General features: G+C 41.5%; 13 protein-coding genes. 12 read left to right on the top strand and 1 reads right to left on the bottom strand.

The window, feature by feature from the left end:
• Nucleotide 1: 1 nt before the first annotated feature.
• Nucleotides 2-1,114, bottom strand: a complete 1,113-nt coding sequence (locus PU629_RS11000) for a helix-turn-helix domain-containing protein (protein WP_275284292.1) — start codon at nucleotides 1,112-1,114, stop codon at nucleotides 2-4.
• A gap of 475 nt (nucleotides 1,115-1,589) precedes the next feature.
• Between PU629_RS11000 and PU629_RS11005 the strand changes: the two genes are divergently transcribed.
• The 12 genes from PU629_RS11005 to PU629_RS11060 all read left to right on the top strand — a co-directional run bounded on the left by PU629_RS11005 (nucleotide 1,590) and on the right by PU629_RS11060 (nucleotide 16,737).
• On the top strand, nucleotides 1,590-2,525 hold the full coding sequence (locus tag PU629_RS11005; RefSeq protein WP_275284293.1) for an ABC transporter ATP-binding protein: 936 nt from the start codon (nucleotides 1,590-1,592) through the stop codon (nucleotides 2,523-2,525).
• On the top strand, nucleotides 2,525-3,892 hold the full coding sequence (locus PU629_RS11010; RefSeq protein WP_275284294.1) for an ABC transporter permease: 1,368 nt from the start codon (nucleotides 2,525-2,527) through the stop codon (nucleotides 3,890-3,892). The genes PU629_RS11005 and PU629_RS11010 overlap by 1 nt, the downstream gene beginning before the upstream one ends.
• A 135-nt stretch (nucleotides 3,893-4,027) precedes the next feature.
• Complete coding sequence (gene poxB, locus PU629_RS11015) at nucleotides 4,028-5,752, top strand: ubiquinone-dependent pyruvate dehydrogenase (protein WP_275284295.1); 1,725 nt, start codon at nucleotides 4,028-4,030, stop codon at nucleotides 5,750-5,752.
• Nucleotides 5,753-6,275: 523 nt separating this feature from the next.
• Nucleotides 6,276-6,722 (top strand): NUDIX domain-containing protein, encoded by a 447-nt coding sequence (locus tag PU629_RS11020; RefSeq protein ID WP_275284296.1) that lies wholly within the window; start codon nucleotides 6,276-6,278, stop codon nucleotides 6,720-6,722.
• 202 nt (nucleotides 6,723-6,924) lie between these two features.
• Nucleotides 6,925-7,368: a DUF5348 domain-containing protein gene (locus tag PU629_RS11025; RefSeq protein WP_275284297.1), complete on the top strand. Its 444-nt coding sequence runs from the start codon at nucleotides 6,925-6,927 to the stop codon at nucleotides 7,366-7,368.
• Between the two features lie 173 nt (nucleotides 7,369-7,541).
• Entirely contained in the window at nucleotides 7,542-8,606 is a 1,065-nt protein-coding gene (locus tag PU629_RS11030) for a C45 family autoproteolytic acyltransferase/hydrolase (RefSeq protein WP_275284298.1), read from the top strand.
• A gap of 112 nt (nucleotides 8,607-8,718) precedes the next feature.
• Nucleotides 8,719-10,407 (top strand): AAA family ATPase, encoded by a 1,689-nt coding sequence (locus PU629_RS11035; RefSeq protein WP_275284299.1) that lies wholly within the window; start codon nucleotides 8,719-8,721, stop codon nucleotides 10,405-10,407.
• 397 nt (nucleotides 10,408-10,804) lie between these two features.
• Nucleotides 10,805-12,088: an O-acetylhomoserine aminocarboxypropyltransferase/cysteine synthase family protein gene (locus tag PU629_RS11040; protein WP_275284300.1), complete on the top strand. Its 1,284-nt coding sequence runs from the start codon at nucleotides 10,805-10,807 to the stop codon at nucleotides 12,086-12,088.
• 758 nt (nucleotides 12,089-12,846) lie between these two features.
• A complete protein-coding gene (gene cotE / locus PU629_RS11045) occupies nucleotides 12,847-13,302 on the top strand; it encodes an outer spore coat protein CotE (RefSeq protein ID WP_275284301.1) in 456 nt (151 codons plus the stop codon).
• A gap of 149 nt (nucleotides 13,303-13,451) precedes the next feature.
• Nucleotides 13,452-14,228, top strand: a complete 777-nt coding sequence (locus PU629_RS11050) for a CsxC family protein (RefSeq protein WP_275284302.1) — start codon at nucleotides 13,452-13,454, stop codon at nucleotides 14,226-14,228.
• A gap of 109 nt (nucleotides 14,229-14,337) precedes the next feature.
• On the top strand, nucleotides 14,338-14,967 hold the full coding sequence (locus tag PU629_RS11055; protein ID WP_275284303.1) for a hypothetical protein: 630 nt from the start codon (nucleotides 14,338-14,340) through the stop codon (nucleotides 14,965-14,967).
• A gap of 366 nt (nucleotides 14,968-15,333) precedes the next feature.
• On the top strand, nucleotides 15,334-16,737 hold the full coding sequence (locus tag PU629_RS11060) for an amino acid permease (RefSeq protein WP_275284304.1): 1,404 nt from the start codon (nucleotides 15,334-15,336) through the stop codon (nucleotides 16,735-16,737).
• Nucleotides 16,738-16,801 lie beyond the last annotated feature (64 nt).

Raw genomic sequence — 16,801 nt, forward strand, 5'->3', positions numbered from 1 at the left:
ACTATTCTTTTATAAAATCTCGATTTAATTTCTCGATAATTTGTTTGTATTTCCGCTCATTGTGCAAAGAAATGAATGCAGGATTTTCAACAACACTTTGCAGGATGCTTTTTCGTATCGTTTTCTCATCTCGCGGAGCTTCAATGTCATAATCCTTCAACCAATTATCAATACGGTCAAAAAAAGAGTCTCCTTTTAATTCGTAGGGCAGAAGAGATGTTGTACAAATACAGACGTATTTTTCTAGCATTTCCAGTGCTTTTTCTTGGTTGTTTTGAATGCTGTAACCTTGTGCGGCAGCCAAATAAAGCAGGCACGTTATATTAGGATCCAGCTTTTCAACTTCAAAGACTTTAGTTATTTGAAGAAACCGATCAAGCGCTTGTTCAAATTTGCTAGGTTTGTCAGCAATCAATAGTAAATAAGACTGAGCTGGACCAAGAATACCACGCAGATGATGATAAAGGCCCACTTGTATAACTTCTTTTGCCTTCTCACTATTGCCAGTCATTTGATAGGCTTTAGAAAGCAAAAAGTGATCGCTGATTGGCGGTTTCAGTGTTTCATCAAGCAGTTCAATTGCTTCCAATGGTTGATTTAAGATGATATGACAAATTGTTTCAAATGAATTAGCTTGTTTCGTGATCCAAATGTCATCACATTCTTTTTTTATTCGTCGGCACAAATCGATCGTTTCTTGTAATAGGGCTTCCTGTTTTTCTTTATCCTTTGCAAGCATATAATGATTCACAAATAGTTTAGCTATTTGAAGCAATAGGGGAAAACAGGCGTAATACTTTTTTATTAGTTTACGGCATTCAATGAGAACTTCGTTAAAAGTCTTATGGCTAAACTCCGATGCGAGATGGTGATACGTTTTCTTTATCGTTTCTTTAGTCATTTGCGGCGAATAACCAATAAGTTCATCAATACTAATGTTAAAAAAGGAGGATAATTGTGGAAGCAAAGTGATGTCCGGATAGCTTTTATCAGTTTCCCATTTTGAGACAGAAGCTTTTGTCACACCGATATACTCAGCCAGCTGATCTTGAGTGATCCCTTTTTCGTTCCTCTTTGCTGAAATCACCTTTGCAATATTAATATCCTTCAACATCATTTCACCCCTTTAATTTAATTAAAGGGTATTTAACCTATAATATCAATGGACTTACACGATATTTCGGTTGATAATATCAACCGTTAGGAAACAATGGCTATGTTTTTCGAGAAAAATCAAGAATTAAGAAAGCACTCATAGAATGGGTTATTAAGCATTCTAAGATCATTTACTTAACTAACCGGCAGTGTATAATCAATAAAATTGAAGAGACGCTTTTATGATAGTTTAACTTTTAAAAGGAAAATAATGATATGCTAAAAAACAGAGAATGTTCCATTACTTCATATTGGTTTTAAGTTTAGAAGGAACGAGAAGAAATTCGCTTGTTATAGATGGTCGAACATTTAATGAGTATTATATGTCAAAACTATTGTAAAAATTTTAATTCTGTTAAAGAGGGCGAATGTTCAAGAAAAAAATTGCTAATCTGTGAAAAAAGCTTTGAGAACCAAAGCTAGGGGGTAATAGGGTGCTAAAAATTTCAGGTGTTTCGAAGCGTTTTGGCGAGAAGGTGGCAGTGGATGATCTCGATATGACCGTCATGGATGGCGAGGTGATGGGGCTTATCGGGCAAAATGGAGCGGGCAAGACCACGACTTTTCGGATGATCCTCAACTTTATCAAAGCAGACAGCGGCAGTATAAGCTGGAACGGGGCGCCTATCACTCAGGCGTTTAAGAAGAAAATCGGTTTTCTGCCAGAGGAACGCGGACTTTACCAGAAAATGACGGTTGAGGATCAGGTTGTCTATTTTGCGGAGCTGCACGGAATGAAGCGGGCAGATGCGCGGACGAAGCTCAATCAATGGCTGACACGGCTTGAGGTCGTGGGGAAAGCGACAGATAAGGTGCAGGCGCTCTCCAAGGGTAACGCCCAGAAGGTTCAGTTCATTGCGACACTAATCCACGAACCGGAGTTTTTGATTTTGGATGAGCCTTTTACGGGGCTTGACCCAGTCAATACCGAACTCCTTCGCAATGAAATTAAGCGGATAAAGGAGCAGGGAGCGGTGGTTATCTTCTCCAATCACAATATGAGCGATGTGGAGCTTCTTTCGGATAATTTGACGATGTTGAAAAATGGTAAAACTGTGCTGCAAGGAGGCGTACAAGCTATTCGCGAGTCCTATGGTCGCACGCGAATTTTTCTGCAATCGGATATTACTGATGAGGAACTACGCGGTTTTGCAGGCGTGCAGTCAATCAAAAAGCAAGCGGGAGGTCGTGTGGTGCAAGTCACTGACGAGGCGGTCGGGCACGAGATTTTCAAGCGTGTGAGTGCATCTGGTTACGTGCAAGCCTTTATGCAGGCGCCGCCGACATTGGATGAAATCTTTCGGATGAAGGTTGAACACGACCAGAGCGTTCAACCTTCGGGTAACGTGAGCGCGGGAGGTGGCAACTAATGGATCAACTCTGGCTTGTAGCCAAAAATGCTTATCTGAAGCGGCTGAAGTCCTTTAGCTTTTGGGCGTTGGTCATTGGGCCGCTCCTTGTGCCTATCATCGCCATCGGAATCTCCTATCTGAATGTCAATCGCGACACACCGAAGCTTGCTGTGGTGAATGAACCCTCTCTAGAGCAGGCTCTGAAGCAGGAGAAGTCAATTGATGCGACGATTTCTGAGGTTGCAAGTAAGTCTGAGGCACAAAAGCAGCTCCATAATCATGATATTGATGCTTTTCTTACCTTTGATAACAGTACGGAGAAGTTTCAACTGATAGCAACGTCAAAGACGGAAGGGAAAATCGATGAAACGAGTGTTCGGACGGCACTGACACAGCTCTTGATTGAGAAGCGTGCGGCGCAGATGCATCTGACGAGTGCCGAAGTCGCAACCCTTTTGCAGCCTGCTCAACTCTCGATTGTCACGCAAAATGCAGCTGAAACAACGCTTAGTGAAACACAGATTGGGGCTAATAGCCACCTTGCGATTTTCACTGTCATTGTTATCTTTATTTTCCTGACCCTCTACACAGGCGTCATTTCGCAGGAAATCGCAAATGAGAAGTCGAATCGTATCATGGAAATCTTACTTGCCGTGACGTCGAGCCGCGTGCAGTATTATGGCAAGACGCTTGGCGTGATGCTGCTCGCGCTTACACATATCGCGATTTATGCGATCGGCGGAACGGCACTCTACTTTGGCTTTAGAGGCAATAGTGTCGTCAAGCAGGTGACCTCGATGTTGGCGGGGTTGAATACAGGCTTTCTAATTTTTATTGCCTTGATGACCATTATCGCGGTAGTGGGCTTCCTGCTGCTGGCGTCCATCATTGCCTCGCTTGTCAACGACCAGAGTCAAGCTCAGCAAGCCACACAGCCTGTCGTTTTTTTAAGCATGATTGGTTATATTTCAAGCTTTGCGCTGGCTTCGAATCCGAGTAATGTCGTCTTACAAGTCATGTCCTTCATTCCCTTTCTCTCGCCGACCATGATGCCGACACGCTTCGCCAATCTGTCTGTCGGAGCGGGTGAGGCTTGGATAGCGCTTTTGCTGCAGGTCATCGCTGTGGGATTGGTTGCCTATTTCGGTGAACGCGTATATTCACGCAATGTCCTGTCTTATAGCGAAGGTAACCTTATTCGGCAGCTTTTCCGTAATATTCGCTGGGAAAGACAGGGTTCAACTGCTCAAGCCCCAACGCAAGAGACGAAAAGCGGCCGACGACGGAGCCTCAATCAGCGGCTCGGTATACGCAATCGGCTGATCATTGCCGGAATTATCATCATCGTGGTTTTAATCCGTTTATACCTGAAAAGCAGAAGTTAAACGGTTACGACTTCAATAATAGATCTAACCACTTTAGACGACAACGATTTTAGTTGTCGTCTTTTTTATCCTTTAAGAAATTGGCAATACTACTAGAAACAGTATATAAAAGGCACTATTCTATTGGAGGAAGTCATGAAAAAGACGATTGCTGATTTGCTTATTGAATCACTTGTAAAAGCCGGAGTTAAGCGGATTTATGGAATTGTTGGGGATTCTTTGAATGCCGTTTTGGATGCTATCAGACGTTCTGAAAAAATTCAATGGATCGGAGTCAGACACGAAGAAGTAGCCGCTTTTGCTGCCGGCTCAGATGCTTTATTAACGGACAGTATCGCTGTTTGCGCAGGAAGCAGCGGTCCTGGGAATCTTCATTTAATTAATGGTTTATACGATTGTCACAGGAGCCGCATTCCTGTATTAGCGATTGCTGCCCATATTCCAAGTCATGAAATTGGCGGAGGTTATTTCCAGCAGACTCGTCCAGAGGAGCTTTTTAGACAATGCAGCTGTTTCAGTGAGACGGTTACCCGGCCTGAACAAATGCCTCGAATGGTCACGCTTGCTTTACAACACTCAATCGCCCAACAAGATGTATCGGTCCTTGTACTTCCAGGAGATGTGGCTGCCTTAACGGATGAGGAGTCCGTTCCAGAACAAGTCATTCACGTGTCAAAACCGGTGATTCGTCCACCAGAGAAAGAATTAAAACAGCTTGCCGACTTTCTCAATAAAGGAAAACGAATCACCTTGCTTTGCGGTGCGGGCTGTGAAGGGGCGCATTCGCAATTAATGACTCTATGCGATCGATTAAAATCGCCAATGGTCATTGCGCTCAGAGGAAAAGAGTTTCTAGAATATGATAATCCTTATTCAGTCGGTCTAACAGGGTTAATTGGCTATTCTTCAGGTTATCATGCCATGATGGATTGTGATGTTCTGTTAATGCTGGGAACTGATTTTCCGTATCGTCAGTTTTTCCCTAAGGACGCCGACATTCTTCAAGTCGATATACGGCCGCAACATTTGGGGAGAAGGGCTGATTTAAAGCTAGGTGTATGCGGAGATGTTAAAGAAACCATTGAGGCATTACTTCCTTATCTCACAGAGTCTCATGACTCGCGGCATCTTGAAAAATATGTTTCTGATTACCAAAAAGTTCGAACTCATCTAGATGAGCTGGCAACAGGAAAACCTGGTCATCCACCTATTCATCCCCAGTATTTAACAAAAGTAGTCAGTGATTGGGCAAATGAGGATGCCGTCTTTACTTGTGATGTTGGAACCCCAACGCTTTGGGCAGCCCGTTACTTACAGATGAATGGAAAGAGACGACTTATAGGATCTTTTAACCACGGGACAATGGCCAATGCACTGCCGCAAGCGATTGGAGCGCAAATTGCCAATCCTGCAAGACAAGTTATTTCATTCTCAGGTGACGGCGGTTTAGCCATGCTCATGGGGGATTTGCTAACCGTTAAACAATATCGACTGCCAATTAAAGTGGTCGTCTTTAACAACAGTGCCCTGAGCTTTGTTGAATTGGAAATGAAGGCAGCAGGGTATTTAGAAACAGGAACTGAATTAATTAACCCAAATTTCGCTTCTGTTGCACAGGCCATAGGGTTTGAAGGCATTCGTGTTGAAGATCCCGCTGATCTTGAATCATCCGTCAAGCGAGCTTTGGAAATCGATGGGCCCGTTCTTTTAGATGTATTAGTTAATCGTCAGGAATTATCCTTGCCGCCAAAAATTAATTTTGATCAGGCTCATGGATTTACGCTTTGGATGCTCAAAGCCGTTCTTAATGGCGAGGGAAGTAAACTTGTGGAGCTGGCTAAGACAAACTTACTTCGCTAGAGATTTTTGAAAGTTGGAAGCAACATCAGGAAACGAAGGATAACCATTCTACTCGTAAATGGGCTGATAAGTCTTATATCGGTCCATTTGCGTTTTTTAAAATTCAACTACGGATGGAATAAGCCTTGATCGTAATGAGAATTTCAAATGAAGCCTAAATAATTAGGTCGATAACTGCAACGCCTCGTGTCATTCGCAAACGTCTTGCATCAAACAAAAGACATGTCGCACCTGCCGTCTTACCTCCCTCTTAAACTGACAGAAGAGGAATTAAGCTCCATATAAGGCGACTTTAGAAATGGAAATTGAGGAAACCTGTCAGGCTCTTATTCCTCTCATTAATCATTATTCAAGTACCGGATGGACAACGAAGGGTTATAACGGGTGAGAATGTTCCGGTTTACGCATACGGGTTGCTGCGAAATCTTTTCAGCTGGCGGCTCGAAAATAGTGATATTCCAAGAATTCTTTTTGAAATGATGGATCGATGACAGATAAAAAATCTAGGTTAGGAGTTTGAACGTTGAATGAATATTTTCATCATGTAGCGAGAGGGATCATCATTAAAGACAAGAGAGTTCTGCTTTCAAGGGCAGAGGGGTATCCCAATCTCTTATTTTTGCCTGGAGGACATATTGAATTTGGCGAAAGCGCAAAGGATGCTTTAAAAAGAGAATTGATGGAAGAGTTAGGAATTGACTGTTATATTGGATCATTTCTTGGACTGATCGAGAATAAGTGGGAGAGTGATGGTGGTCTAAACTGTGAGATCAATCAATTATTTGCCGTAGAAAGTGATGACTTACAGACTGGCTTAAATCCAATCTCAAATGAAGCTCACTTAACTTTTTTCTGGATGGAGGTCGAGGACTTAGAAATAAAAAATCTGCAGCCCTATCCAATAGACCGATTCCTCCAGCAATATACAAAAGGAAACAAAGAAGTTTGGTGGGCTAGTTCGTTAACTTAGAAAATCTTGCAATCCATTCTTTAAAACCGAATGTTACAACCACTATAAAAAAGTCGTGACTAGTTTGTTTAGGGTTCAAAGCGGAGGGTCATTGAAAGATCTCAAAAAATGAAATTTACTCCAGCAGGATTTATGAACGTTTAAACCTCCCCTCTTTCCCAAATAATAGACATGTAATCCAATTAAATGAGGAGGTCATTACATGTCTAGTCCAACCCCGAGCGACGTTTTGAATCAATTAGTGAGTATGAAAGATGAAATTAAAGAGGTATTAGAGTCGATCCATTTTGGACCAGATCAAAATCTAAATGTCAATTTTGCAGATCCTAACGATATTTTTCTTAATAATGAATGCGGGTATATCATCTCGAAGCTTGAGGATATTCATCATCAATTAAACTATTTGAGCCATCCGATAATTGAAGAGGGGACCCTTTATAAAAGGCCGAATGGTCGATATGCCATCTCTGATAAATATGAATTCACGACTGGGAGTCTGATTGAAGTTCTGGTACATAATCATGAAGATGATCATGAATCCTGGGTTGAAACACGAATTGAGGAGCAAAACGGTGATTATTATTTTCACCACATTAAGGATCTTCCGTTAGAAGGCGCACATGTCCGCAGAAGGGCTTATGTTTAAAGCCAAGTTCTTTGCCGATTGAAGTTTAACAAGAGTGATGTTCTCAATTTTTCGTTCGAACAGCCTTTTTTCTAGAGGATAAAGACTTTCTATTTTAGGAAAGTCTTTATCCTTTTCTTTTTTTACGAACTAAAGTAACTTTAAAACAAGCAGCCTATTTGGAGGAATTTGGCATGAAAAAGATAGCGACAGATGTGCTTCAGTTTCGTGGATCGCATTATGATTTTGGATTGAAACAGGGAGAAATGATAAGAGAGTCGATTTTAATAAGAAACAGGGAACGTCAATGGAAGGTGCGAAAACCGCTTTTTAGGATAGATGTAGAAGAGACCAAGGATGTTTACCGAAACTTGGCCCCTTTCATCTGGGAAGAATTAATGGGACTGCAAGAGGCACTGAAATGGGGAATGGAGCGAACCTTGCTGGAATTCGCGGGGTACAGGCTTAACGTGACGCCTTCAGGCTGTTCAATTTATGCAGGTGAAAATTATCTGATTCGCAATTATGATTATCACCCGAAGACATACGACGGGCGCTACATGGTTTATCAGCCAACAGACGGAGGCTATGCGACCATTGGGGTTAGTCATAAAATTACCGGAAGAAGTGACGGAATGAACGAAAAAGGTCTGACAATGGGCTATACGTTTGTCAACCGGAAGCGTCCTGGAATCGGTATTTTATGCTATATGATTGGGAGACTCGTCCTTGAGCTTTGCGCAAATGCTGAAGAAGCCGTTGATTTGCTGAAGGAGATTCCGCATCGAGGTTCTTTTAGCTATGTTCTTTATGATAAAACGAGTGAACGACCTTATATCGTAGAAGCCTCACCGAGAAGAGTGGAAGTCAGAAGGGATTATTCATGTACCAATCATTTTAAGATACAGAAAGAGGAGAATCGTCACTGTCTAGAGGATTCAAACAAAAGATTGGCTCTCATGAATGATCACTCCATGCAGGATTTGAATGAGAGTGAGGCTTTTCAGCTTTTAAATACGAAAGACAAAGGTGTCTTTTCTGATCTTTATGGAAGTTGGGCAGGCACGATTCACACGGCTGCCTATTTTCCGAGAGAATTGAGGGCTTGGTTTGCTTTAGGGGGAGATCAGGAACCAAAGCAATTTGATTTTTTGAAGTGGTTAACTGGAGAAAATTTCTCAGTTGATCAAATTGTTGGTCAGGTCAATACGGAAATTCCGTTTTTAAACATGGAAAAGGCAGACTGGTTTAAAAAATAATGATTGGTGTTAAGGAATAATTTAAAAAGGAATTATATTATTAACTTATTAGTGAAATTTTGAGGACAATTACTGTATAATTTTAATTATTTGAAGAAACGGATGTGAAGCTATGAGGAAACATAGGTGGATTAGGTGGCGTAAGACGATCCTCTGGCTCGCCGCTCTTGTATTAATCATTGCGATTGTAGGATTAGGAGGGCCGGCATACTGGCAGGTGGCTTTAAGCATCGGCGGACTTTTACTTCAACTCTTTTCAGCTATTCTTTTTATTATCATTCAGTTTGCGGCCATGTTTTGGTTCTTAGGGAGAGGGAGAACGTATTGGATCCTCCCTGGAGAGACCGGGTTTAGTTGGGAGGATTATCGGGGAAATCCCGAAATCGTTGAAAATGCTAAGCGGATTACGACCCTGCTTAAGGGAGTAAAGGAATTTAAAGAAATGGGAGGAGAAGCGATTCGCGGATTGCTTCTGTGCGGTCCTCCAGGAACGGGTAAATCCTATCTGGCGCAAGTTATTGCAAACGAAGCAAATGTCCCTTTTGCTTATGCTTCTGCGCCTAGTTTTCAAAACATGTTCTTTGGTGTGAGTAACTTAAAAGTGATGGGGATTTATCGAAAAGCTAGAAAATTAGCAAAAGTTTATGGGGCCTGCATTATCTTCATTGATGAAATCGATGCCATTGGTATGAGCCGACAATCGGGTACTGGTGGAGGGATGGGGATGTTCGGCATGGGCGGCTCTGGCCTCCTCAACGAACTGTTAATCCAAATGGATCCCCCTAATATCGACAACTCTAAATTTGGGAAGTTCCTTCGATCACTTGGCTTAAGGAAAAAGAAAGCCGAACGTCCATCGGTTTTAACCATTGGCGCGACCAATCTTCCTGATGTCCTTGATCAGGCACTGCTTCGTCCGGGACGATTTGACCGGAAGCTTTGGGTGGATTCCCCCGATTATGATGGCCGAATTGATATCTTTAGCTATTATCTTCAAAAGGTGAAAAAGGATGATTCCCTAACACCTGAGAAGGTTGCTCTTGATACCATTGGCTATAGTCCTGCCCAAATAAAGCATATTGTTAATGAATCAGTCGTTATCGCCCATCAGCGCGGTGCAGAAACGATGAATTACGAAGATTTCAGAGAGGCTATGGAAACGTATGAGTGGGGGCTTAAACAGCCGCTTCGTTCGATGAGTGAGGAAGAGAAGCGAAATGTCGCTTACCACGAAGCCGGTCATGCTGTCGCCCAATTCCTTCTAAAACCTCATGATCGGGTTTGGAAAGTGACGATTATTCGTCGCGGCGACGCTTTAGGTCTTGCGTCGACTAAGCCGACTCATGAACGTTATAACCGATCTGACAGTGAAATTTTAGCTGAAATTCAAGTTTGTTTGGCAGCCCGTGCCGTGGAGGAAGAGTTCTTAGGGAAGAAATTAAATGGGGTCACATCTGATCTTCAACAAGCGACTGAACTGGCAGGTGCTTACTTAGGCCTAGTCGGGATGGGAGATGAGCTTTTTAGCTGGCTTGCTGTAGGCAATCAAATGGATGGCCTTAAAAACCTCCGACCTAAGATTAATCTCTTATTAAATGACCAAATGAAACAAGTCAAACACCTCGTTACGGAAAACAACGCATTTGTTCATCGTATTGCTGAAGAGTTACTTTCACGAGGCGATTTAACAGGTGATGAAATTGAAAAAATGTATGTCGATATATATGGCTACACACGTCCAAACCCGCCGCAATTAAGCTTAACGAAAGACTTATTCGCATCCAAAACTCAGAACGATTGACTCTGAACGTGTTATACAAACACCCCATTATTTATTTATGCAGACCATTCGCTTAATCGGAATGGTCTTTTTCTTTGTTTCGGAAATTGTGAAAATCTCGACTTGAGGATAAATCGCCATTAAAACATCGCTTTTAAGTGCGAAATAACCTCGCTTTCCGCGGGCGCGGCTCCTACTTGGAAAACATCATGAACAAAATAAAACCTAGTAAAATGGTTGTATTTATTTATCTTAATGCTGTATAATCAATATATTCTTAATAATCTATCTGTTGTTTTCGTACTGGTTTAGAATCTGTGATCAAAAGGAATGCCAGGATTCCTTTTAAACTAATAAGGAGTGGCCTTTTGAAAACCTGGCTTTGCAAGCGCTGTTTTTAAAAAGGAGAGTGGCAAGAATGGGACAATTTGATAATCTGAGGCTAGAATCCTTGGCTGTACACGGAGGGCAGGAGCCTGATCCCACAACGGGTTCAAGAGCTGTACCGATCTATCAAACTACTTCGTATAACTTTCAAGACACGGCTCATGCTCAACGATTGTTTGCTCTAGAGGAGCCAGGTAACATTTATACGCGAATCATGAATCCAACAACGGATGTGTTAGAAAAACGAATTGCTTTATTAGAAAAAGGCGTTGGAGCGCTCGCTCTATCTTCCGGGATGGCTGCGATCACCTTATCCATTTTAAATATTGCTCGTGCAGGTGATCACATTGTAGCGGCAAGTAATCTGTATGGCGGCACTTATAATTTATTTGCGGTCACCTTACCCAATTACGGGATTGAGGTCAGCTTTGTTGACCCAACGGATCCAGAAAATTTCAAAAAGGCGATTAAAGATAACACAAAAGCTTTATATGCCGAAATCATTGGGAATCCAAGCTTAAATATTCTAGACATAGAAGCCGTTGCTGGAATAGCTCATCAAGGCGGTATTCCGTTAATGGTGGACAGCACCTTTGCAACGCCATATGTTTGCCGTCCAATTGAGTGGGGAGCAGATATTGTGATTCATTCTGCCACCAAATGGATTGGCGGTCATGGGAGCTCTATCGGCGGCTTAGTAGTCGATGGTGGAAAATTTGACTGGAACAGCAGCAAGTTCCCAGGATTTACTGAACCAGATGAAAGCTATCATGGTATCAGATATGCTCAAGATATTGGCGCTGCTGCTTTTATTACCAAATTAAGGGTTCAGCTATTGAGAGACATGGGACCGAGCTTAAGCCCGTTTAATGCGTTCATGATTTTACAAGGATTAGAAACGTTACACCTCAGGATGCCCGCTCATAATCAAAATGCCGAAAAAGTGGTTGAATTTCTAAGTGATCATCCACAAGTGGAATGGGTCTCTCACCCGAGCCTTGAAGGGCATCCGTCTCATGCACTAGCAAAGAAATATTTCGATCAGGCGTTTGGTTCGGTTGTCGTCTTTGGAATTAAAGGCGGGAGAGAGGCGGGACGCAAAGTCATCGATTCCGTTCAATTATGGTCGCACCTGGCTAATGTGGGTGATGCGAAGTCATTAATTATTCACCCCGCTTCAACGACCCATCAGCAGCTAAGTGGAGAAGATTTGAAAAAAACGGGTGTAACAGAAGATATGATCCGTCTTTCTGTTGGTATAGAGGCCGTTGAAGACCTTATTCAAGACCTTAACCAAGCCTTCCAAACAAAATAACTAATCTTGTAAATAAAGGGAAAATGCAAGTTGACTAACACTATAATGAGCAGACAAAAGCTTGGGGGGTTCCCCAAGTTTTTGTTTTTAATAGGGGGACGCTAAAGCGGAGTTGATAAATAAGCGGAGAATTTTCTCTTAATTAGGAAATCAAACTGAAAATAGCTTGAATAGACGGAGAAATTCCGGCTATTCACTCCAAAGAGCGTGGATTGGAGTCATTTTGTCCTGCTTAACAGGAAAAACTCCGCTTATCTACCCGCATCTGAGCTTGATTTTGAAGTTTAACCGGAAATCCTCCGCTTATTATAGAAGTTCATTATTAGACGCCACAGCCGATTTTTGGTAATTAAGCTTAATGTCAACATTGAGTGCTTTTTCTTATCGTTCGAGTCGTACCCCTTCTATTAGGAACCTCTTAGCTTGCTTAGTAAGAGACTGTATTTGTCTATTAATAACTTTTGTTTTTCATGAATATAATGGGGGTGAGACAGGCTTTACGGCAAGGGAACGGATTAATAGACTTTTCACTTATATTAGTCGTTGTCTCATGAACCATTTAACTAAAAAACCTATCATACTCTAATCTTCTAAATCATTTGTGAAACGAGTCGGTTATTCTCATCCCAATAAACACGGTGTCCCAGGTTTTTCATAAATAAACGGCTTTCTCTTGTCATTCTTGCTTACCAGTGGTTACATAGATAAATTTATTGGCTATTTTTTTGAAAGGGCGGTATACCCGGGGGGGAAGCGTAATGTTCGTGGATATCATTACAAAGGCGATTTGTGGTAAAGGAAAAAAACTTTCAAATTCGCTACACCAGGTGGGAACACAGCATCCGATTTCGAACCTATTAGGCTGTTGGATTCTTAATCATCGTTTTAAAGCTAACCGGGACAATCAATCTGTCATTGTACAAGGGACTTATGAGATACACCTTTGGTACGCATATGAGAAGGATACCCATACAGAAATTGCCAAAACTTCAGTACAGTATGAGGATCAATTAACTGTTCTCATCCAAAATGAAAATTTGATAAGCGACGAGTTGGATATCCACGTTAAATTCCTCCATCAGCCCAATTGCATTGACACGACCTTTAAGCAACTCGGTAACCAGGTGTTAGTTAAAACAGAGCATGAATGGTTAGCGATTATCATTGGGGAAACACAGTTAAAAGTAGAAGCAAAGGATTCTAATGAGACGTGATTAAACCTTTACTAGATTAATGACTCTAGTAAGGCTGTCACGATCTGAAAAAATTGGATGAATAGATTAAGTGGATTGTCCACTCCCTTTCATTTTGACGGCATATTCTATCATGAAGTAAAAAATGAAAGGAAAGGTGGAAACCTATTATGTTTGATCAGCATCATTCAAGCATGGACAACCATCCTGATTATCCAAAGACATCAGTTCCAAACTTTGCGAGCAATCAATCGCTGACTCCACAAGTTGTCAATGGTCAATTCTATGCAAAAGTTCCGGTTGTTCTTGCTGAAACAACAGTTCAAATCCCTCTCGACTCTCATATTAAATTTCCTGAACCTGTATTAGAAATCAAACAAGTTAAGAAAAACCTTAAAGTGACACAATGCCGTTTGTTACTTCCAACTAGAAAATTGTTTATTAAGGGCTTCGTCCGCAAAAATATCCAATACGCCGCACCTGTTAACGGAAATAAAAAATGGGTAGAGTCGAAGATCAAATCTCTGACTGTCGATATTCCGTTTAGTGTGTATACTGAAGTGGATTTTATTAATCAACCCCAATTTTCAACGACTCCTACCACTCAAAACTTCTCCTATTTTAAAAGTCAACCGCTTCCTAGTGGTTTCTCGCAAAAAGACCAATTGCTTTCGGGTGACCTGTCTGAATTTAATCAGATCAGCGGCGAAGTTTTCAATGAACTCCCTTATTGCGAACTTCTTTCCAGCCAATTTGTAGAAATGGATGAATATTTGGACCAAAAAATGGGTGACGTTTATAACGAGCATAATTTTAAAATAGACGCTCCGTTTGAAGAAGGGTCTTTCCAAACAGTCGAGGAAAAAATGGTTATTGAATTGTCCTTAAAGGTTTTGCAAAATCAACAAGCGTCGTTTGGAAACAACTCCTCAGATGATGATTGTTAATTTGATGTAGTGAAGAGATCCTTAACAGGGTCTCTTTTTTGATTTTTAGATGAACTGGTTCTATGACTTTTTTTTTCACCATAAAGGTTTATACAGGAGGGGTGTTGTGATGAGTGATATCCATAAATCTCATTTTCCAGCCATGAGTAATAGACTTAATAAGAGCTTGTCTAATCAAAGCGCATTAGTTGTTAGGGATAGGGTGGAGGCTTCACAAGCGGCGTTGACCCGTTGCCAGGTGGCAATTGCCCAACCTATTTTTAATTTTAGCGTAGAGAAGCAGGTACAACTCCATCAACCTGTTCAAGAAATAAGCGACAGGGATTGGGAGGTTTACTTGGATCGTCATCAACTGCATTTACAAAGTCAGCAGTTATGGCTTTCAGGGAGGATTAAAGCCGAGATTTCTTATATCGATGCCTTAACGCAGGAGCTTACGATGGAACAATTTAGTCTCCCTTGGAAGACTGTTCAGCCCATCGCTTTTACCTATCCCCCTGTTCAACCGAAAGAAGCAATTAAGGAGAACGTTATGTTTGCCTTGCCGGATGAGAGTCCAATTTACCATTATGTACATAAACATTTTTACAATGAACCGACACATGTTAGCTTGGACTGGTCGACTATCACGTTTTCGGAGGACCTTGACGAAAGCTACAAACTCCCTATTATTTATTATCAACTGGACATCGAGCTTGCTTGTCATCTTTTTCAATATCAGCTTTTATCAATGAAATAGCTAGCATGAAACAAACCTTTCATTTAATGAAGACCTTGCGTGAGAAGGTCGTTATCTCTTTTCGATAAGCGTTATAAAAAACTATATAAATAGAGTTGTCCAGACAAAGTAATGCTTTGAGGGTACGGGTTCTTTAAAAGTTTTTAGCGTACAATGACAGTTTGAAATGAATAAAGGAGGTCCATGCAGTGGTCTAATTGATCGCTGTAGTTTTTTTGTACGATCAAAAAGTAGTGTTTAAAATCCTAAGAGAACGAGTTTTTCCAAAATAAGGAGCATGCAAAAAGAAATAGAACTCGAGAAAGAATATCAACCGTTGTAAACAGAGAACCTAACTGTATATTTCCACTGCTAGGAGGGATTTAATTGGACAAAACAAAATCGATACGCTCAAATACAGCTCAAGCCTCCGTTAAGTCCCGAAAACAAGTCTTAAAAGGGTCCATGTCAGTTTGGGAGCTGATATTAATTGGCATAGGAGGGATTATAGGGGCCGGTTATTTCCTTGGATCGGGTTCTCCTATTCGTACAGCCGGCCCTTCTGTTTTATTAGCTTTTGTTATAGGCGGGTTGATCACTATGCAAGCGGTTGGGGCATTAAACAGCTTGTCCTTCGATCATCCTAGCGAAGGGGCATTTAAAACCTATGCCGATATGTATTTAGGGCGTTTTATGGGCTACATGCAAGGATGGACGTTCTACTTGATGAGTATTTTAACGATTTCGAGTGAAGCGGTTGCTTCAGCTATCTTTGTGAAAGTTTGGTTGCCTCATATACCGCTTTGGATCATGTCTTCAAGTTTTGCAGCACTGGTTATTTTAATAAATGCTTTTGGAGTTAAAAACTTTAGTACAGTAGAATCATTTATGAGCGTCATTAAGATTGCCGCTTTGTTTGGGTTTATTGTCGTTGCTAGTATTGCTATTTTTGGAGGACAGTCACACGAGGGAACGACACAAGCCCTCGATGCTTTACATAACACAGGATTTTTCCCACATGGCTTTAGTGGACTTGCCCAATCCATGCTTATTGTGGTCTTTGCTTATGCGGGAATTGGTGTTTTCGCGACGGCTGCCGTTCATTTAAAGCATCCAAAGTATTTAGATATTGGCGGCTTGGTAACAGTGGGGACCTTGACCGGACTTTATTTGCTTTCAATTGCGGGGTTATTGCTTCTACTCCCGTGGAATGAAGTCAACGTTCAAACCAGTCCTTTTGTACAAGCCTTGCAGCATGTTCACCTAAATGTATTGGCCGATTGTTTGAATGCGGTGATTCTAATCGCTTCGTTTAGCGTTATGGCAGGTTCCGTTTTTTCCGCCAATCAGATATTAAAGAGTTTGGGGGATAATGGGGAAGCCCCTCGATTTACCATTAAGAAGAGTCCGAACAATCCTATTCCGTATGGAGCCTTGATCACCACCACAATAGGCCTCGCTGTTTTTATCAGCATGTCGTATGTGTTGCCATCAAGTATCTATAATTTACTAATAAGTTCCTCAAGTTTTTTTACCTTCTTTAATTATTTCATCATCCTGCTGACGTTTTTAGCTTGGCGCCGTCAATATAAAGATAAAACCATTTCTCTCTTGGCATTTGGACAACCTTTGAGCACTTGGCTGACAATGGGAATTATCCTATTTTTAACCGTTTTTGCCCTTTTCCAAAAGGAACAGAGGCTCGGGTTTTATGCCTGCTTAGTCATGGGGGGACTGATCATCATCGGCTACTTTTTCTCACCCAAAAGAAAAGCCACTCGAAGCTCCTAGATCGTCAACTCTTTAAGGGGACAAATTAATGGCAGAAGGTAAAGGTTAGAGTGCCGATTTTTTA

Origin of the sequence: Pullulanibacillus sp. KACC 23026, from assembly GCF_029094525.1 — a bacterium.
Taxonomy (GTDB): Bacteria; Bacillota; Bacilli; order Bacillales; family Sporolactobacillaceae; genus KACC-23026.